15 protein-coding genes and 1 other RNA gene are annotated in these 19,792 nt (G+C 71.7%); 9 read left to right on the plus strand and 7 right to left on the minus strand.

What is annotated here, in order from left to right:
• Positions 1-287 precede the first annotated feature (287 nt).
• Positions 288-890, minus strand: a complete 603-nt coding sequence (locus tag HUG12_RS03100) for a TIGR00296 family protein (protein WP_179267372.1) — start codon at positions 888-890, stop codon at positions 288-290.
• A 221-nt stretch (positions 891-1,111) separates the two neighbouring features.
• Here HUG12_RS03100 and rnpB point away from each other — a divergent pair.
• From rnpB to HUG12_RS03135, 7 genes are all read left to right on the plus strand, one after another.
• Positions 1,112-1,455, plus strand: an RNA gene (gene rnpB / locus HUG12_RS03105) — RNase P RNA component.
• Positions 1,456-1,591: 136 nt separating this feature from the next.
• Positions 1,592-1,867 carry a hypothetical protein gene (locus HUG12_RS03110; protein WP_394354279.1) on the plus strand — a complete coding sequence of 92 codons (276 nt, stop codon included), beginning with the start codon at positions 1,592-1,594 and terminating at the stop codon, positions 1,865-1,867.
• A gap of 216 nt (positions 1,868-2,083) precedes the next feature.
• Positions 2,084-3,004: an MBL fold metallo-hydrolase gene (locus HUG12_RS03115; protein ID WP_179267374.1), complete on the plus strand. Its 921-nt coding sequence runs from the start codon at positions 2,084-2,086 to the stop codon at positions 3,002-3,004.
• 82 nt (positions 3,005-3,086) lie between these two features.
• Entirely contained in the window at positions 3,087-3,293 is a 207-nt protein-coding gene (locus HUG12_RS03120) for a hypothetical protein (protein ID WP_179267375.1), read from the plus strand.
• A 169-nt stretch (positions 3,294-3,462) separates the two neighbouring features.
• Positions 3,463-5,457, plus strand: coding sequence for an AMP-dependent synthetase/ligase (locus HUG12_RS03125; protein ID WP_179267376.1), 1,995 nt, complete (start codon positions 3,463-3,465; stop codon positions 5,455-5,457).
• Positions 5,458-5,536: 79 nt separating this feature from the next.
• Entirely contained in the window at positions 5,537-7,393 is a 1,857-nt protein-coding gene (locus tag HUG12_RS03130) for a cation:proton antiporter domain-containing protein (protein WP_394354273.1), read from the plus strand.
• 5 nt (positions 7,394-7,398) lie between these two features.
• Entirely contained in the window at positions 7,399-8,280 is an 882-nt protein-coding gene (locus tag HUG12_RS03135) for a hypothetical protein (protein ID WP_179267378.1), read from the plus strand.
• Positions 8,281-8,305: 25 nt separating this feature from the next.
• On the opposite strand, the gene HUG12_RS03140 is transcribed toward HUG12_RS03135, so the two are convergent.
• The 4 genes from HUG12_RS03140 to HUG12_RS03155 form a co-directional block, all read right to left on the minus strand.
• Positions 8,306-8,896 (minus strand): diacylglycerol/polyprenol kinase family protein, encoded by a 591-nt coding sequence (locus tag HUG12_RS03140; RefSeq protein ID WP_179267379.1) that lies wholly within the window; start codon positions 8,894-8,896, stop codon positions 8,306-8,308.
• Between the two features lie 198 nt (positions 8,897-9,094).
• Positions 9,095-10,891, minus strand: coding sequence for a glycine--tRNA ligase (gene glyS, locus HUG12_RS03145; protein ID WP_179267380.1), 1,797 nt, complete (start codon positions 10,889-10,891; stop codon positions 9,095-9,097).
• Complete coding sequence (locus tag HUG12_RS03150) at positions 10,891-11,748, minus strand: CBS domain-containing protein (RefSeq protein ID WP_179267381.1); 858 nt, start codon at positions 11,746-11,748, stop codon at positions 10,891-10,893. The genes glyS and HUG12_RS03150 overlap by 1 nt, the downstream gene beginning before the upstream one ends.
• Before the next feature lie 860 nt (positions 11,749-12,608).
• Entirely contained in the window at positions 12,609-15,422 is a 2,814-nt protein-coding gene (locus HUG12_RS03155) for a S8 family serine peptidase (protein ID WP_179267382.1), read from the minus strand.
• Between the two features lie 179 nt (positions 15,423-15,601).
• Here HUG12_RS03155 and HUG12_RS22170 point away from each other — a divergent pair, with 179 nt between their 5' ends.
• Complete coding sequence (locus tag HUG12_RS22170) at positions 15,602-15,715, plus strand: DUF7556 family protein (RefSeq protein WP_449405260.1); 114 nt, start codon at positions 15,602-15,604, stop codon at positions 15,713-15,715.
• Positions 15,716-15,776: 61 nt separating this feature from the next.
• Here HUG12_RS22170 and HUG12_RS03165 read toward each other — a convergent pair whose 3' ends face one another.
• Entirely contained in the window at positions 15,777-16,028 is a 252-nt protein-coding gene (locus HUG12_RS03165) for a hypothetical protein (RefSeq protein ID WP_179267384.1), read from the minus strand.
• A gap of 137 nt (positions 16,029-16,165) precedes the next feature.
• Positions 16,166-17,863, minus strand: coding sequence for a methyl-accepting chemotaxis protein (locus HUG12_RS03170; protein ID WP_179267385.1), 1,698 nt, complete (start codon positions 17,861-17,863; stop codon positions 16,166-16,168).
• 114 nt (positions 17,864-17,977) lie between these two features.
• Between HUG12_RS03170 and HUG12_RS03175 the strand changes: the two genes are divergently transcribed.
• Positions 17,978-19,711 carry an excinuclease ABC subunit C gene (locus HUG12_RS03175; protein WP_179267386.1) on the plus strand — a complete coding sequence of 578 codons (1,734 nt, stop codon included), beginning with the start codon at positions 17,978-17,980 and terminating at the stop codon, positions 19,709-19,711.
• The last annotated feature ends 81 nt before the right edge of the window (positions 19,712-19,792 follow it).

Below are 19,792 nucleotides of genomic sequence, written 5' to 3' on the forward strand. Positions count from 1 at the left end.
CGCGGGTCCCGCGTACTCGCCGGCCCTCTGGTCGGCCTCGCCGAGCGAAATCGGGTGGGGGCGTCGAACGGTCACCCCTGGAAACGCTGTGGCTCCCTGCCGGATACCCTCGATCACCGACCAACCGCTGCGGTATCGCCGGTTCATCCACCGCGAGGGAGGGAGGCGGGGCGAAGCCCCGCCGACCGAGCGAGCGGCGTTTTGGCATGAACGGGTTTTACCGGGGGTCGACGAGCGAGCGCGCCTCCGGCGCGCGAGCGAGGACGCCCCCGGTAAAGGAGGTTCGTTTACAGCTGTTCGACGCTGCCGCCGTCGTCGCGCTCGCGGAACACCTGCCCGTCGATGAGCGTCACCATGGTCTCCTCCTCCTGCCACGCGGTCGGCGCCAGTTTCGCCTTCCGGCAGACCCGTGAGAGGAACTGCTCCTTGCTCCAGCCGTTCTCGACCGGGATCGTCGGGTAGAGCCAGCCGTGCTTCTCGCCGTGGTCGATGGCGACGCCGTGGCGACCGAGTTCCAGGTCGGCGACGGGGTCGTTGGTGAGCGTGACGTTGGAGACGACGCAGGCGGAGACGAGGATCGAGTCCAGCTCCTTCGGTTCGACCTCGGAGCCGCCCGTGTCGGACGAGGCCGCCTTGATGGCCGCGTCGACGATGGCGTGACCGAGCTGTTCCTTCCCCCGATACGACCCGGCACAGCCGCGCATCCGGCGGCGGCCGCGGGTCGACTGGAGGCGGACGAAGGCGCCGGTGCGGGCGTAGAAGGCGTCGCGCATGCTTCCCGGGTGTTCGCGCTGCCCGTGGAGAACGTACGATTCGACCGCTTCCCGAGCGAGTTCGACCGCGCGATCACCGTCCTCGTAGGTGAGTCGAACGGTCTGCGCCTCGGACATGGACATCATAAGGGCACACTCCGACTTGAACCCTTCCCTTCAAGTGAGGGACCGGTATGCGCGCCCAAACGGCCGGTAAGCACGGTCCTAGTTACCTCCTAAGGGCGTCCTACTCGGGCCGATGGCGTCCGGCGGCGAACCGCTTAAACCGCGGAGCGGCGTACGTCACGACGGCAGAGGGAGCCCGATCCCCGTGCCCCCGCAGTCGCGGCGTCGCCGCCGGGACCCGTCGGGGCATGAGGAAAGTCCCCCCACCGCCCGGACGGGCGACCGGACGCAAGTCCGGAGCCGGAGACGGCTGGCGCTGGAACAGAAACGACACCCCCCGGCCCGACCGATGAGGTCCGCGAACCGACCCGCGAGGGGAGGGAGTTAACCGACCGAGGGCCCCGAGACTCCGCGTCTCGCGACGGCCGGGAACGGATGGAACGGCGAATCCTCGCCGGTGCAAGTCCGCGCCGACGGGGCGCACACGCGCCCCCGATGGTAGTCCGGCCGCCGCCTCGCGCGGCGAGGCGCGGACGCGTAGCCGAATGTCGGGACGAACAGAAGGGGGCTTACTCCCCTCAGCCGCTCACCGCCGCGAGCGGCGGCGCCGGGCCGACCGCACCGTCGGACGCTGGTCGTGCGAACGGCTGACACACTCCCGGCGAACTAAAATGCGTGGAGTGCGAAGGGGTGACGTGGACAGCCGAGAACTGATGACGGCCCTGGAGCGGGAGTTCGGCGGCGAGGAGCCGCAGCGCAAGGTCGTCGCCCGACAGGCTCGCGACCTCGCCGACTCCGGCAAGGTCGAGGCCGATCGGGGCGACGAACTGACCGTCGAGACGGTCGTCGGAAACATGGCGGACGCACCGGAGGACAGCGACCTCGTCGAGCGATGGAACTGGTGGCTCGGGTCGCTCGAAACCGCGTACGGCGGCTACGAACGGTTCACCGTCCGCTTCGTCGACGACGGCCCGGACGTGAACGCCTGAGTCCCGCCGTCACCGACCCGACGGACCCGACGGCTCCCGATTCGACCCGTCCCTCCGATTCGATCCTCGACCCGATCGGGTCGATCGACCCGACCCGTCCGTCGTCGACGGTTCCGCCCGCGCCGGACCCGCCCTCCGTCCAACCGTTCGGCCGCCTCGTGGTGTTCCTCCCCCGCGTGGGGAACGTTTTTGGACCGCGCTCGCCCGGTTCGGAGTATGGAACCCGGCGACGTCGAGGCGGTCCCCGGCTGTACCGACCTGTACTACCTGGACACGGGGATGTACGACACCCCGAACTACGGGACAGTGTACGTCCTCGACGCCGAGCGGCCGGCCGTCGTCGACACGGGCATCGGCACGAACCGCGAGTACCTCTTCGACGCGCTGGAGGAACTGGGCGTCACCCCCGACCTGATCCTCCCGACGCACGTCCATCTCGACCACGCGGGCGGCGTCGGCTTCCTCGCCGAGCGTTACCCCGACGCGACGGTCCGGGTCCACGAGGTCGGGGCCCCGCACCTCGTGGACCCGGACCGATTGATCGAGGGGACGAAGGCCGCCGTCGGCGAGCAGTGGGAGTTCTACATCGACCCGAAGCCCGTCCCCGAGGACCGGATCGACCCGCTCTCGGGCGGCGAGACGCTCGACCTGGGCGACCGCGACCTCGACGTCCACCACGCACCCGGCCATGCGCCCCACCAGGTGTTCTTCCACGACCGCGGCGACGACGTCGTCTTCACGGGCGACGCGGCCGGCATCTACGTCCCCGCGTACGACGAGATCAAGGAGACGACGCCGCCCTCGACGTTCGATCTCGACGCCTGCCACGGGGACGTCGACGCGATCCGCGAGCTCGACCCCCGCGTCCTCTGTTTCGGCCACTTCGGTCCCCGCGAGTTCGACGACGGGATGCTCGCCGAGTACAAGCGCACCCTCCTGGAGTGGGTCGAGGCGGTTCGGCGGAAGCGCGAGGGACTCGACGACGACGAGGCGGTCGTCGAGCACTTCGCCGCCCACGCGCCCGAGCGGTTCGTCGACCTCTGGGGCGAGCGGAAGGCCCGAGCGGAGGAGCGACTGAACGCCCGCGGCGTGCTGGCGTATCTGGACTACGTCGAGCGGCAGACGGAGCAGGGATGAGTGTTCCGGACGCCCTGACCACCGGTTCGCACGGGGAGCACGGGGAAGGTTTTCGAGCGTACTGCCGTTGGACTACCGTCACATGAGCCGGCCAGTTCGATACACTGGCGGGGGGATAGCCGTCGTCGGCCTCGCCGTCGCGGCATCGTTCGTCGGACCGCGAACGGCCGATCCGGTGGCGGCGATGGTCGTCGGCTTTCCCTCGCTCGGGGTTCGCATCGGCGGAATCGTCCTCGGCCTGATCAGTATCGCCGCAGGCCTCCGATTGATCGGTAGCGCGGGTGGGTGAACGTCCGCCGACTTCTCACGGGTGTGCCCGGCCGACTCGCCCCCGTCTCCCTCCTGACCCGACGGAAGTCGTGACCGACGGGGCAAGTGACCCACGACCACCAGGAAACCCTCGACAACGGGCGTCGAGTGGAGGCACCGTTAAGGTCCCGCCCTCGCCAGGGGTTCCCATGGCTTGGAGGCAGGCGGAACGGGAGTTCGACCCCGACCTCACGCGGGACTCCCTCGCGGCGACCTTCGACGCGAGCGCCCGCCGGAACGCCGACCGGGTCGCACAGCGGTACAAGGGGGGCGTGTACGACCGCTCGCTCGTCCGCGGCGGCGTGGTCGACGCCGCGCCCGAGGGCGAGTACGCCGACCTGACGTACGCAGAGATGCACGACCTCGTCCGGCGACTCTCCGCCGGCTTTCGCGACCTCGGCGTGGCGCCCGGCGACCGCGTGGCCGTCTTCGCCCACACGCGGATGGAGTGGGCCCAGACCGACTTCGCCTTGCTGGGCGCCGGCGGCGTCGTCACGACCGTCTACACCTCCTCTTCGAGGGGGCAGGTCCGTCACCTGCTCTCGGACCCGGGCGCATCCGGCGTCGTCGTCGAGAACCGGGACCTGCTGGAGCGGGTCCTCGCCGTGGAGGACGACCTCGACCTGGAGTTCCTCGTGCTGCTCGACGGCGACCCCCACGAGCGCGAGGACGTCCACACGCTCGCGGAGGTCCACGACAGGGGCGCGGAGCTGGACCCCGGCGACGGCTGGGTGGTGGACCGCGAGCTCGACGACCTCGCGAGCCTCATCTACACCTCCGGCACCACGGGCACCCCGAAGGGCGCCGAACTCACCCACCGGAACTTCCTGGCGAACGTCGACCAGTGCTACCGGCGGTTCGGCCCCCGCCCCGACAGGGCGGGGTCGGGGGTGCCCGGCATCGACGCGGACTCGGTCACCCTGTCGTACCTCCCGCTCGCGCACGTCTTCGAGCGGCTCGCCGGCCACTTCCTCATGTTCGCGGCCGGCGCGACCGTCGCGTACGCCGAGTCGCCCGACACGCTCCGGGACGACTTCGGGCTGGTTCGCCCGACGACGGCGACGAGCGTTCCCCGGGTGTACGAGAAGCTCTACGCGGCCATCCGCGAGGAGGCGAGCGAGTCAGGCCCGAAGGAGCGCGTCTTCGAGTGGGCGACCGACGTCGGCCGGGAGCACCACCGCGCCGACGACCCGGGGGCGTGGCTGGAACTCCGGTACGCGCTCGCGGACCGGCTCGTCTTCTCCTCGGTGAAGGAGGCGCTCGGCGGCAACGTGGAGTTCTTCATCTCCGGCGGCGGGTCGCTCTCGGCGGAGCTGTGCGAGCTCTACCACGCGATGGGCGTCCCCATCCTCGAGGGGTACGGGCTCACCGAGACCGCCCCCGTCGTGGCGGTGAACCCGCCGGAGGAGCCGAAGGTCGGCACCATCGGCCCGCCGGTCGTCGGCGTCGACGTGAAGGTGGACTCGACGGTCGCTGGCGCGTCGGGTGACGCCGAGGGGGAGGTCGGGGAGCTGCTCGTGAGGGGCCCCAACGTCTTCCGGGGCTACCGCAACCTCCCGGAGAAGACCGAGGCGGCCTTCGACGGGGACGTCCCCGCGAGCGAAGCGAGGGGGGGTACGGACGAACTTCAGTCGTCCGAAAGGTGGTTCCGAACCGGCGACGTGGTCGAACTCCGCCCGGACGGCTACGTCGCCTTCCGCGAGCGCGCGAAGCAGCTGATGAAGCTCTCGACCGGGAAGTACGTCCCCCCGGGCGCGTTGGAGGACGCCTTCGCCGCCTCGGAGTACGTCGAGCAGGCGATGGTGCTCGGGGACGGCCGGAAGTTCGTCTCCGCGCTCGTCGTCCCGAACGTCCCGGCCGTCCGCGAGTGGGCCGAGGGGGAAGGGGTCGACCCGCCGGAGGACCGTCGGGAACTGTGCCGGGACGGGCGCGTCCGCGAACTCGTCCAGCGGGAGGTCGACCGCGTGAACGAGGGGTTCGAGCGGCACGAGCGGATCAAGCGGTTCCGGCTGGTTCCCGAGGAGTTCTCCGAGGAGAACGACCTGCTCACGCCGACGATGAAGAAGAAACGACGGAACGTCCTCGACCGCTACGCCGACCAGGTCGACCTGCTGTACGAGGAACCGGCCGAGAAACCGGCCTGACCGACCGGGCGCGGCAGGTACGATGGCGGTGGACTTATCGGACGTCTCCGACTACGGGCAGTCCAATGGAGGTGTAAGCGTGGCGGGGACGCTCATCGCGCTCGTCGCGGCCATCATCGGCGTCGGCGTCGTCGCCCAGGTGCTATCGGACCGCTTCCAGGTGCCGAGCATCATCTTCCTCCTCGCGGCCGGCATCGCGCTCGGACCGGAGGGACTCGGCGTCATCACCGAGAACTCCTTCGGCGAAGCGCTCCCGACCATCGTCGGGCTCTCGGTCGCGATCATCGTCTTCGAGGGGGCGTTCCACCTCCGCTTCGAGACGCTCCGACAGGCGCCGCGCGCCACGCTTCGGCTGGTCACGTTCGGCGCGCTCGTCGCCTTCGTCGCGACGACGGTCGTCGTCCAGGTCGCGCTGCCGGCCGTCTCCTGGCCCGTCGCGGCGCTCATCGGGGCGCTGCTCGTCGCCACCGGCCCGACGGTCATCACGCCCATCCTGGAGGTGGTCCCGGTCCGCGACCGCGTCGAGGCGGTCCTCGAGACCGAGGGCATCGTCAACGACGTGACCGCGGCCATCCTCGCGGTCGTCATCTTCGAGGCCATCCTATCGGGGACGACCGCGCCCGGCGCGCTCCTCACGCTGTTCGTCGAACGGCTCGGCACGGGCGTCCTCGTCGGCGCCCTCGTCGCCGGCGCGGTGTTCTACGCGCTCCGGTACGTCGACCTCTCCCCGAGCAACGCCCCGCGCAACGCCCGCCTGCTGGTGCTCGCCGGCGCGCTGGTCGCCTACGGCGCGGCCGACGCGTTCTTCACGGAGGCCGGCATCGCCGCCGTGGCGACGGCGGGCGTGCTGCTCGGCAACGCCGACGTCCCGTACGAGGAGGACATCACCGACTTCAAGGGCGACGTGACGCTCGTCGTCCTCTCGTTCGTGTTCATCGCGCTCGCGGCGCTGCTGGAGTTCGAGGAGCTCCTCGCGCTCGGCTGGGGCGGGCTGATCGTCGTGCTCGCGGTGATGCTTCTAGTCCGCCCGGCGCTGGTCCTCCTCTCGACCGCGGGGGACCGGTTCACCCGGAACGAGCGACTGTTCATGTCGTTCGCCGGGCCGCGGGGCATCATCCCGGCGTCGGTGTCGACGCTGTTCGCCGTACAGCTCACCGAGCGGGGCATGCCCGAGGCCGCGAACGCGCTCGTCGGCACGGTGTTCCTGGTCATCCTCGCGACGGTCGTGCTGGAGGGCGGGTTCGCCCGCCGGATCGCGGAGGCGCTGGACGTGATACCAATGCGTGTACTCATCATCGGGGGCGGGACCGTGGGGCGCAGCCTCGCGACCCGCCTCGAAGAACGGGGAGAGAACGTCGTCGTCATCGAGACCGACGAGGAACAGGTACGGACGGCCCGGAACGAGGGCCACACGGTCCACATCGGCGACGGAACCGACTCGGAGGTGCTGGAGGCGGCCGGCGGCGCCAACGCGCGGACCGTCGTCGCCGCGACGGGGGACGACGACGTGAACCTGCTGGTCTCCCAGCTGGCCGCCTCGAAGTTCGACCCGGAGACGATCCTCGCGCGGGTGAACGACCCCGACAACGTCGCGGCCTTCGAGGAACTCGGCGTCCGGACCGTGGCGTCGACCTTCGCGACCGCCCAGGCGCTGGACAACTACATCGAGCGCCCGGCGCTCGCCGACTGGATGGGGGAGATCGGCCGCTCCGGGGACGTCCAGGAGGTCGAGGTGACCGCCCCGGCGATCACCGGCCGCTCCGTCCGCGAACTGGGGCCCGAACTCCCGGAGCGGAGCATCATCGCGCTGGTCACGCGGGACGGCGAGGCCGAGGTGCCGACCGCGGAGTTCACCTTCCGGACCGGCGATCGCGTCACGCTCATCGGGCAGAGGGAGGCCGTCCGCGAGGCGATGCGGCGCTTCCACCCGAGCTGACCGTCGTGAACGCCTCGAACGGTTCGAGGGGCGCCGACCGCCCGCGCACGGTCGAGTGGTCCGCCGACGGCGCCGCCCGGGCCCGCGCGGCAGTTCGCCACCTCGTCGCGGGCGTCCTCCTCGGAACGGCGCTCCTCTGTCTCCTCCTGCTCGCAGCCCTGGCGGTCGGGACCGCCGCCGCCGGCGACGCCGGCCTGCTCGCCCTCGTCGTGGTCATCGCGCTCGTGGGCGGCCCGGCGTCGCTCGTCTACGTCGCCGTCGCGGCCGACCGTGGGGGGTTGAGCGGGCTCGCTGACCGCGTCCCGGGGCTCGGCTCGCTCCGCCCGCGCTGGCTCGCGGCGACGACGCCCCTGGGGGTGGCGCTCCTGCTCGCGGGGTTGGCCTACCCGCCATTGCTGGCGGGCTACCTCGTCGGCTTTCCGCTGCTCGCGTTCGGCGGGTCCGTGCTCTTCCCGGCGGGTCGGCTGGATCCGGGGACTGCGACGCTGACGGCCGCGACCGACGGGCGGGAGCGGACGCACGACCTCTCCGGGCTCGACTCGTTCTCGTGTCGGCGGGTCGGTCCGGTCGCGCTCTGTCGGCTGCGGTTCGTCGGGACGCGGGGGTTGAACGCCCCGTTCCTGTTCGCGGTCCCGGCCGACCGGGTGGGGGAGGTCCGCCCCGCGCTCGCGGCGATCCGGGAGCGGACCGACGCGGCGGGGGCCGGGCGGCCGCGTGCGGTCGTCGCCACGCTGTTCGCGTTCGGGGGGGTCTTCCTCCTCGCCGCGCTGGGGCTGGTGGTCGTCTCGCTCCGACGCGGGGAGGGCGCCGTCGCCGCGTACGGCGGGACACTCGTCGGGGGTCCGGGACTGTTCCTCTGCTGGCTGGGGCTCGCGTCCCGCGGGTGAACCCCGGGTACCCGACCGTACCGACTCACCCCCCGACGAGCGCGAACGCGACGGTCATCCCGACGCCCGCCACGGGCGGGATCGTGAGGTTGTCGTCGATCACGTAGCCGCGGACGACCGGCTTCACGCCGTCGGCGACGGTGGCGCCGAGCGCGCCCGCGGCGGCCACGGCGACGCCCACGAGCGGCGGCCGGCCGGGCGTCACGAACGGCACCGCGAGCGCGAAGCAGACGAGGAACATGACGCCGAGCACGCCCAGTTCCTTGGCCGTGGTGGGGTCGTTCGAGCCGAGGTAGCCCGAGACGGGGTCGCCGATGGAGAGCATCAGCATCGCCGGGACGGCGACGACCGGGTCGAACGCGAACGCGGCCGCCGCCATCCCGACCATGTACAGCGCGTACCCCGCGACGTTCTCGGCCTCGTACTCGCGGGTGAGCCGGTCGTACACCGCGTGGTCGAGGCCGACGACCAGCCTGAGGAACTCCAGCAGGAACGCGACGGCGACGCAGGCGACGAGGAACAGCCGCAACCCCCGCCAGGTCACCAGGTCGAGGACGTACAGCAGGGGGATGCCGGTCCCGGAGGCGTGGACCGCCCGGCGGCCGAGTTCGGTCACGGCCCCACCCGCGGCGGTCGCCGCCGTTCGCGTCCTCCCCGGCCGCGGTTCGTCCACCGCGGTCCGCGGCCGGGCCATTCCTGCCTACGGCCGTGCCGTTGCCGCCCGCGGGCCGTGCGCACCCGGCCGCGAGCCGCCCGGACGAACCGGCCGGTCGCCGCCCCCCCTGCCGCCGGCCGCCGGCCCTCCCAGGTCATCCTACGCCGTCTCGACGTCCGTCTCGACGGTTCCGTACGCCGATTCGAGATCCGTGAAGGTCCGGTCCGTCTCGGCGTCCAGCAGCGTCTCCAGTTCCCCGGCCACGTCCGCGACGGGCACGCGCACCTGCGCGGCCGTGTCGCGCTCGCGGACGGTGACCGTGTCCGGGCCGTCGCCCTCGAGGCCGTCGCGATCGACGGTGACGCAGAACGGCGTGCCGACCTCGTCCTGCCGCCGGTATCGGCGGCCGATGGAGCCGGCGTCGTCGTGCTCGACCGCCAGCCCCGCCGCGCGGAGGTCGTCGGTCACCCCGTCGGCCAGTTCGAGGAGGCGCTCGTCGTTCGAGACGAGCGGGAACACGGCGGCGTCCGTCGGCGCGAGTTCGGGGTCGAGCGCGAGGTACGTGCGCTCCTCGCCGTCGACGGTGTCCTCGCGGTAGGCGTGCTCGACGAGCGTGTACAGCACCCGGTCGACGCCGAACGAGGGCTCGACGACGTGCGGGGTGACGTGCTCGCCGTTCTCGGTCACCTCCTCGACCGCGAAGTTCGCCACCTCGGTCGGGACCGATAGCTCCTCGCCGTCGACCTCGACGGTCACCGTCTCCGCGTCGAACGCGTCCGGGTCGCGCGCGGCGAGCGACTCGAGGGCGTCGGCCACGTCGCCGGCCTGCCCGCCGAACTCGGGGCCGAGCGTCGCCATGTCGGGGTCGACGGTCGGGCGCTCGACCGTCTTCGGCTCGTCGTACTGTCTGAACACGGTGAACGACTCGCCGGAGTGCTCGGCGTGCTTCGAGAGGTCGTAGTCGCCCCGGTAGGCGAAGCCCGTGATCTCGATCCAGTCGCCGGTGACCTCCGACTCGGCGTCCCAGCAGTCGGCCGCGTAGTGGGCGAGTTCGCCGGGGAGGTGCTGGCGGAAGCGGAAGCGGTCCGTGTCGACGCCGACGCGCTCGTACCAGCCCTGCGCGACGCCGAGGTAGTAGCCGACCCAGTCGGAGCCGATCACGCCCTCCTCGACCGCCTCGCCGACGGTCGTCTCGTACGGCTCGCCGTCCTCTGCATCCTGTTCGACGGCGGAGTAGAGCGTCACCTCGACGTCGGCGACCTCCTCGAGCGGCGGCTCGTCAGTCTCGGGGTCGATGAACGTCTCCAGTTCGGCCTGCGTGAACTCCCGGATGCGAATGATGCCCCGCCGGGGGCTGATCTCGTTCCGGTAGGCCGGGCCGATCTGGGTGACGCCGAACGGGAGGCGGTTCCGCGCGTACTCCTTCAGTCGGGGGAACTCCACGAAGATGCCCTGCGCGGTCTCGGGGCGGAGGTAGCCGGGCTGGCCCGAGCCGGGACCGATGCTCGTCTCGAACATGAGGTTGAAGTCCTCGACCGGCTCGTCGGCGAGCGCCGCGCCGCAGTTCGGGCACTCGATGCCGTGCTCGGCGATGAGCTCGCCGACGCGCTCCGGGCCGAGCGCCTCGGCGTCCTCGACGTCGGTCGCGCCCTCGACGAGGTGGTCCGCGCGGTGGGAGACGCCGCACTCGGGGCACTCGACGAGCATGTCGTCGAAGCCGTCGAGGTGGCCCGACGCCACGAAGACGGCCTCGGGCATCACGGTCGGCGCCTCGATCTCGTGGTTGCCCTGCTTCACCGTGAAGCGGTCGCGCCAGGCCGACTCGAGGTTGTCCTTCAGCGCGGCGCCCTTCGGGCCGTAGGTGTAGAAGCCGGCGACGCCGCCGTAGGCGCCGTTCGCGCCGAAGAAGAAGCCGCGGCGCTTCGCCAGCTCCATCACGTCCCGCTGGCTCGCCATCAGAGCGCCTCCAGCAGGTTCACGTCCCGGACGATGCCTGCGAGGTCGCCGCCGGTCACCAGCGGGAGCTGTTCGACGTCGTTCGAGATCATCTCCTGGGCGGCCTCCTGGACCGAGCGCTTGCGCGAGACGGTGAGCACGTCCTCGGTCATGAACCCGCGCACGGGTTCGGCGGGGATCTCGACGTTCCGGGTCGGGATGTAGGCGCTGCCGACCGCCTTGATGCCCTCCCACTTCCAGTCGTCGTCCTCGTCGGCGATGGAGTCGCCGGTGTCGTCGGCGCCCTCGACGACGCGGGCGACCTCGAGGATGTCGACCTCGGTGAGCAACCCGTCCATCTCCCCCTCGTCGTCGAGCGTCACCGCGTACGGGACGTTCGCGAAGTAGAGCTCCCGCTCGGCGACCGGGAGCGGCGCGCCGCTGTAGGTCGTGTTCACGTCCGCGCCGGCGACGTCGCCGCAGGTCGCGTCCGTCTCCACCTCGCCGTGGGCGATGGCGTGGACCACGTCGGTGACGGTGACGATGCCGGCGAGCGCGTCGCCGTCGTTCTCCTCGACGACGGGCAGCCGGCGGGTCCCGGAGCCGACCATCAGCTGGGCCGCGTCCCGGAGGTACGTCTCCGGCGTCACGGTCGGGACCTCCCGCATGAGGATCGCCAACTGGTCCTCGTCGGGGCGCTCGATGAGGTCGTCCCGCGAGACGAGTCCGCGGTACTCCTCGCCGGCGTCCGTCTCCTTGACCACGGGTACCGAGGAGAATCGGTGTTCCTGCAGGTACTCCAGCGCGTCGTCGCGCGCACCCGGAAGCGAGACCGTGACGAGATCGGCCCGGGACGTCATCGCGTCGGCTACCTTCATGACAGGGGTGTACCGCGCGACGCCTCTTGTATACTGCGAAGGTGTGGTTCGGGTTGGTACGGTGTTCCTCGCGATTCGTGGGCGTGGGTTCCGGGGTGGCCTCAAGGGTCCTCGGTGCGGTCGACCTCGGGGTCGGTTCGGCCGTCGTGGCACGGTTTCCGGAACCCCTCGCGGCGCCCGGCTCGTGGTTCGTTCGATTTCCCATCGAGCAGTTGCCGAAAGCCCTCGCGGCGCTGGACGAAGGCGCGGACCGCCGAGCACCGCAGCGCGAGTGTAACGAGCGCGAGGAGCGCAGCGGCCGCACCGAGTCGAGCGCCGCGGCCCCTTTCAGTCCCACCCACCGCACCGCGGCCACGCCCTCCCCAACCGGCGATGCCCTCCCTCCGGTCGGGACCTCGCCTCACCTCGGAGCGAGCTCCTCGGAACTCACCCTCGCTGCGGTCGCGTGAGCCTCGCACGAGCGGCCGCGCTCCGCGCGGCCGCCGCGCGCCACGTGGCTAGGTTCAATGAGTGCGGTGGCGCGTGCCGGCGGGCCTCCGTGCCCGCCGGACGTGCGCGAGGGACGAGCACCGGTGTGTGAGCGACCGGAGGGAGCGAACACGAGGAGCACAGGAGGCTGCGGTGCGGGCGGGACTGGAAGGGGCCGCGGCTGTCGGCGAACCCCGACCACGCAAGCACCGGAGCGCGACCGGAGGGAGCGCGAGGAGCGCAGCGTCGGTCGCGGGAGTCGACAGCCGCGGGGGCTTTCGGGAACTGCTCCGCGACGACCGAATCAACCACCGCGCCGACAACTGCGGGAGGGTTCGAGCCAACCGCGAACGGGCTCCCGCCGGCGAAAACCTAGAACCGAACGACGAGGATTACTCGCCCTCGACGCCGACGGTCCCGGCGGTCCCCGCCACGCCGGTCCACCCGTCACCGGCGTCGATCTGCACCGGTCCGAACAGGTGCTCCTGCGGGAGGTCCAGCAGGTCGGTCGGCGTCTCCACCTCGTAGGTGAACGTCGCCTCCTCGCCCGCCGCGACCTCGCCGAGTTCGGCGTACGTGGCGCCGGAGTCGTCGTCGGTGACGACCGAGAGCAGGTCGTCCATCACGTCCCAGCCGTCCGGGACGACGTCGCGCACGACGGCGTCCTCGTCGGCCTCGACGGTCACTTCGACGGTGTGGAGGACGCCGGCACCGAGCAGGCCGTCGTCCCCGTCGCCGTCCTTCCCGCGTCGCCCGCGGGCGCGGACGCCGGGCGCCTTCTCCACCGAGAGGTCGAACGTGGCCCGGACGTCGTCGCCGTTCACGGCGCCGGGAACGTCGACGAGCTTCGCGACGACGAGGTACGTCGAGCCGCCGCCTCCACGCTCCTCGCTGGCCGAGACGGAGGCCGACCCGGCGACGCCGGCCGCGCGGTCGACGACGTTCGGCTCGCCGTGGTCGGCCGGGTTCCCGCCGTCGTAGACGAACAGGTCGACGTGGGGCGGCGCGGTCGCCTTCCCCGCGTCCTCGCCCTCGTAGCCCGTGAACTCGACGCTCGCGTCGAGGTTCCCGACGCCGAGGTCGACGTAGCCCGCGACCGCGCGCTCGTCGTGCGGGAGGTCCAGTCCGACCGTCTCGCTCGTCGTCCCCGACAGTTCGCGGGTGACGGCGTCGACGGCGGCGTCGCCGTTCAGCCGGCCGTACCCCTCGAACGGGTCCCGGCCGCCGAAGTCGTACGTCGGCGCCTTCGCGCGGTGGTACGGCGCGGCCGTGAGCGCCGTCTCGCTCGCCGTGGCGAGGAGGACGCCCTTCAGCCGCATCGCGTCGGCCATCGCCGCGTCGGCGGGCGCGGGCAGCGAGAGCGCATCGGGGGCGTCCTCCTCCATCGCCTGGGCGACCAGCCCGGCCGTTCCGGTGGTGAACGGCGCCGCCATGGAGGTGCCGGCCTTCCCCGTGTAGTCGCGGATCGGCGCCTGCTCGGACTCTGGAACGTCCGCGACGCCGTTCATCGCGGCGTTCGCCAGGTCCGTGACGGTGCCGCCGGGCGCGGTGACGTCCGGCTTCATGTACGCGTCGTAGTCGTCCTCGTCGATCGCGCCGATGCCGCCCGAGGAGTAGCCCGAGATGCCGTCGAGCGGGCCGGTCGCGACGACGCTCACCGCCTCGTCGGCCACGGCGGGCGAGCCGTTGCCGTTGATCGGCGTCGCGGCGTTGCCGGCGGCCGCGAGCGTCAGGACGCCCGCCTCCGCGATCTCCTTGACGACGCCGGGGATGCGGTCCAGCGTGCCCGCGGCGGCGCCGAGCGGGAGGCCGCCGACGTAGCCCCACGACATGTTGACCGCGCGAAGTTCGAACGTCTCGGCGAACTGGTCGGCGTGGCGTCCGAGGTCCTCGGTCGGGGCGGAGAGCCCCTGCAGACAGATCAGGCTGTGGTCGGGTGCGACGCCGGTGTGGAGGCCGTCGCCGCCCGTCTCCCGGTCGCCGGCGGTCGCCTCGGGGTCCAGGAACGCGCCGGCGGCGACGGACTCGACGTACGCCGACGCGTCGAGTTCGCCCTCGGCGGTCCGCACGGTCACGGTGTACGTGCCGGAGTCGACGGCGGGGGCCTCGACGACGACGTTCGCGCCGGGGTCGCCGTCGGCGCTCACGGTCGCCGAATCCAGCTCCTCCCCTTCGGGCCCCTCGACGAACAGTTCGATCGCGGCGCCGTACGCCGACCCGAACACGCCGGTTCCGGCGTCGGCCTCGACGTCGTAGCTGAGGGCCGCCCCGGCGACCGTGTCGAGCGTGACGCCCGGTTCCTCGACGGTCACACTGTCGGCGTCGACGGCGCTCGCCCGTCCGCTGCCGCCCATGATGGACGAGCAGTGGGTGCCGTGGCCGTTCTCGTCGCGGGGCCGGTCGTAGCTGCCGTACCGCGAACCCGCGTCGTACCAGCCCACGGTCTTTGGCGTGTCAGCGGTCGCCCCGCCGTCCACGCCCTCGAACACCACGTCGTCGCCGTAGGTCGTCCGGGTCCCCTCGATGGCGTAGTAGGTCCCGTCGATCCCGTACTCGGTGGTCGTGTTGAGGTACGCCTCGACGACGAAGCGGTAGTCGGAACCGGGGTCGACCGGGACGCCGACGAGCGTCTCCGGCTGGTCGCCGGTCGCGGCGCGGGCTTCGGTCTCCCAGGCGTCGCCCGTCCACGCGTCGACGCGGAACTCCAGGTCGTTGTCCTCGACGGGTCCCCACGACAGCGACGCGTCGAGTTCCTCGGCGCCCTCGGGGGCCGTGAACTCGTGGTACGCCTCCTCGCCGGTGGCGAACGTCCCCGGACCCATCGTCCCCGAGAACGACTCGCCGTCGCCGGTGTCGACGCGGCTGAGGTCGTTCTCGTCCGGCTTCGTCAGCTTCAGTTCCCCGCCCTCGAGGAACGCGGTGACGCCGTTCCACGGCCCCAGGTCGGGGTGTCGGGAGTCCAGTCCCGAGTCCGTGAGCCCGATTGTCCGGTCCCGACGGCCGCGGTAGCCCCGGTCCCACACCCGCTGGGCCTCGATCGCGCGCCAGTTCCGGAACCCGCCGTCCCCGTCCGTCGCGGCGGCCGTCGTCCGGACGCCGACCCCGCCGAGCAACCCCGCGCCGGCGAGCGCGCCGCTCGCGCGTACGAACGTCCTCCTCGATACGCCTCGTCCGGTTTCATCCTCCCCCGTGTCCTGTGAAGACATAGCTCGTCCCTGGACCGAGCGAAGTAAAATCCATCGGACGGAGTCGAAAATGTATGGGGTTCGGATACGACAATAGGGCCGTGTCCGGGCCAGCGTTCCGGTACTGTCGATTCGATTGATTTATACGTCCCTGTAAGAGAGTCACATACATGACACCCGCTTGCACGGAGTCAGAGGTGATGGCATCGGTCGACGAGGACAGTTCCGAGTTCGTCATCGCCGACATCACGCGGGAGGACGCGTGGATCTCCGTGGAGTCGGGCGACGCGCCGGTGCTCGAGAACTGGCGTTAGGTCGCGCCGGACGGCTCTGCCCTTCCCCGACGTCCCCGTCGAAGGGGCCCGGTTCGGGGAGTCACACCTCCTCGTCGGGGTCGTAGCGCTCGGCCATCCGCCGGGCCTCCGCGGCGTACCGCTCCTTCGTCCCGTCGCTCTCGACGGCCTCCAGGTCCGACTCCGGACGGTCGACCGCCGCGGTCGCCGGGTTCCGACCGAGCAGTTCCACCGACGCCTGCCGCCGGTAGTACCGTTCGCCGTCCTCGCTCGCGTACGTGAGCGAGACGGTCTGTCTGGCGTCGTACTCCCGCTCGACGAGCCACAGTCGCATGCGTCGTGTGTGGGCGAGTGGGGTGAAAAGCGATTGCACGGTCGGCGGGGGAGAGACGGGGTGGCGCCGGGCGCCGGGCTGCGGGTCGACGGGGCCGTCGGGGCCGCCGACCTCCGTGGATCGGCGGTCGGGTCACGTTACTCGGTCGACGCGGGGAACCGGAACCCGCCCAGATCCTCGCCGTCCGCCGACGAGTCCGGGTCGGGTCCCACCCCTCCGTCGGTGCGGAACTCGGCGTCGTCGAACGCCCGGCCGCCGGCGGCGTCGCCCCCGTCCGCGGCCGTCCCGTCGCGGAGTTCTCGCACCTGCGCCGAGAGGTCCTCGATGGCGTCGGTCTGCTGGTCGGTCGCGGCCACGATGCGGTCCGCCGCGTCCTCGGTCTCGCCCGAGCGTTCGCGGACGTCCTCGATGGTCGCGGTCAGTTCCTCGACGGTCGTCGCCTGGTCGTCGGTCGCGCGGGACACCTCGGCGATGCCGTCGGCGGCCTGGTCGATGGAGGCCGCGATGTCCTCGAACGCCTCCAGCACGTCGTCGATCTGGTCGGCCGCGTGGTCGATCTGCTGGTGGGACTGCTCGGCGGCCACGACCGTCGAGTCGGTCTGGTTCTGGAGCTGCTCGATGCTGCCGGTGATCTGCTCGGTGTGCTGGCGCGTCTCGTCGGCGAGCGTCTTCACCTCCTCCGCGACGACCGCGAAGCCGTCGCCGTCCTTGCCGGCCCGCGCCGCCTCGATGTTGGCGTTCAGCGCGAGCAGGTTCGTCTGCTCTGCCACGTCGGAGATGACCTCCACGACCGACTCGATGTCGTCCATCCGGTCGCCCAGATCCGTGACCGACTCGACGAGCTCCTCGCCGATCTCGGTCACGTCGTCCGTCGCCTCCCGCGCGTCCTCGGAGGCGTCCAGCCCCTCGGAGGCCGCCTCGCGGGCCTGTTCGGCCGCGGTGTCGACCTCCTCGGCCGTGGCCGCGACCTCCTCCATCGACGCGGAGAACGTCTGCATCTCGCTCACCCCCTCGGTGAGCAGTTCGTTCTGCTCGCCGACGTTCCGTGCGATGTCCTCGGCCGCGTCGACGGCCTCCTCCACGGACCCCTCCAGCCGGCCGGTCTGCTCGTCGACGCCGGCGGCGGTCGACTCGAACGCCCCCGCCATCTCGTTGAGTTCGTCGACGACGCCGAGCAGCCGCTCGTCGAGGCAGCCGTCCTCGTCGTCGAACGACGCGCGCGCCTCCAGGTGGCCGTCGATGAGCCGCGTGATCGTTCCCTGCAGCTCGTCGACGAGCGCCTCGACCGCCTCCTGACGGCGGACCTGTTCGGTCCGGTCCTGGACCGTCTCGATGACGGCGACGACCTCGTCGTCCTCGTACAGCGGCATCGCCGTGAAGTAGATGTGCCGGTCGTTGCCGTGCTGGTCGGTCATCACGCTCGTGTCGGCGTACAGCGAGAGCCCCTCGTCCGCCAGGTCGACGTCGTGTTCGACGTGGGTCGTCTCCGGGGCCTCGAGCACCTTGTCCGCGAGCGTCTTCGCCCGGCGGCCGTCCGGGTAGAACATCTCGCTCGCGTGGGAGTGTCCGACCGCCTCCTCGCTGGACGCGCCGGTCAGTTCCTCGATCGCCCTGTTCCACGCGACGACCTCCCCGTCGGCGTCCAGCATGAACACCGGCGACCCGACCCCGTCGAGCAGCAGGTCGTCGTCGACGTTCAGTTCGTCCGCGTCCCGTTCCTCCTCCTCGAACGCGGCGCTCCCGTCGGCTCCCGACTCGACGGTCACGCCGCCGTCCGGCACCGGGTCGCTCTCGGCGGCGAACCAGCCCCGAACGCGACTGAGTAGCGACGGCATACGTTCGAGCGGGTCGCCACTCCCCCCTTAACGTTGCCCCCCAATATTCACGTGTGATACCGGCGCGGGGGAGACGCGTCACCCTCAAGCGGCCGGAGCGCCGATGGGCGTTCGATGGATGCGAGCGAGGTCCGCGACCGGGCCGGGACCCTCCCGCGCGAGCCCGGCGTCTACCAGTTCCTCGAGGGGGACGCCGTTCTCTACGTCGGCAAGGCGGTGGACGTCCGCGACCGGGTGCGCTCCTACGCCGACCCTCGTTCCGTCCGCGTCGGACGGATGGTCGAGCGGGCCGACGCGCTGGACTTCGCGGTCACGGACACCGAGACGCAGGCGCTGCTGCTCGAGGCGAACCTCATCAAGCGGCACACCCCGCGGTTCAACGTCCGGCTGAAGGACGACAAGTCCTACCCGCTGGTCCAGTTGACGGACCATCCGGTCCCGCGAATCGAGGTGACCCGCGACCCCGAGGAGGGCGCGACCGTGTTCGGCCCGTTCACCGACAAGGGCCGGGTGGACACGGTCGTGAAGGCGCTCCGGGAGACGTACGGGCTGCGCGGCTGCTCGGACCACAAGTACGCCGGCCGCGACCGCCCGTGCCTCGACTACGAGATGGGACTGTGTTCGGCCCCCTGCACCGGCGAGATCTCCCAGAACGACTACCGCGCGGACGTGGAGTCGGCGACGCGGTTCTTCGAGGGCGAGACCGGCGTGCTCGCCGACCCCCTCGAACGAGCGATGAACGAGGCAGCGGGGGAGCACGAGTACGAGCGCGCCGCGAACCTCCGGGACAGGCTCGACGCGATCGAGTCCTTCCATGGCGAGGGCGAGGAGGCGGTCTCGGGCCGGTCCGACGAGCGGGCGGTCGACGTGCTGGGCGCCGCCCTGGAGGGGGACGCGGCGACGGTCGCGCGACTCCACAGCGAGCGGGGACAGCTGGTCGACCGGACGCGTCACTCCCTCGAGGCGCCGGAGGGCGAGGGCCGAGTCGCGGCGGTGCTCGCGGCGTTCCTCGTCCAGTACTACGCCGAACGGGAGCTCCCGGACGCGATCCTCCTCTCGGAGCGGCCGGCCGACGGCGACGTGCTCGACTGGCTCGCGGCCGAAGGGGTGTCGGTACGCGTGCCGGGCGCCGGACGCGAGGCGAAACTGGTCGAGCTGGCGCTCAAGAACGCCCGGAACGCGCCGACGAAGACGGACGGACTGGCGGCGCTGGGTGACCGACTCGGCGTCGATCGACCGGAGCGCATCGAGGGGTTCGACGTGAGCCACGGCCAGGGGAGACACGTCGTCGGCTCGGACGTCTGCTTCGTGGGCGGGACCGCCGAGAAGTCGGACTACCGGCGCAAGAAGCTCGTCGACCAGAACGACGACTACGGCAACATGCGCGAACTCGTCCGCTGGCGCGCCGAGCGGGCGGTCGAGGGGCGCGACGACAGGTCTGACCCGGACCTGCTGCTCGTCGACGGCGGCGAGGGGCAACTCGGCGCGGCCCGCGACGCGCTCCGGGAGGTCGGCTGGGACGCGCCGGTCGTGGCGCTCGCGAAGGACCGGGAGCTGGTCGTCACGCCCGACGGGGTGCGCGACTGGCCCGACGACGACCCGGCGCTCCACGTGCTCCAGCGAGTGCGCGACGAGGCGCACCGCTTCGCCGTGCAGTACCATCAGACGCTCCGCGACGACGTCTCGACGGTGCTCGACGAGGTACCCGGCGTCGGCCCGCGGACCCGGCGACGTCTGCTCCGACGGTTCGGCTCGGTCGAGAACGTCCGCGCGGCGAGCGCCGACGACCTCCGGGACGTCCCCGGCGTCGGCGCCAAGACGGCGGAAGCGCTCCGCTCGCGGCTGTAGGCTGCTTGGCTGACGGGCGGTGATACGTCCCACACGGCGGGCCACCGCACGACCGCTCGCCGCCGCGTGGCCTCGATCAGG

Origin of the sequence: Halorarum salinum, from assembly GCF_013402875.1 — an archaeon.
GTDB classification, from domain to species: domain Archaea; phylum Halobacteriota; class Halobacteria; order Halobacteriales; family Haloferacaceae; genus Halorarum; species Halorarum salinum.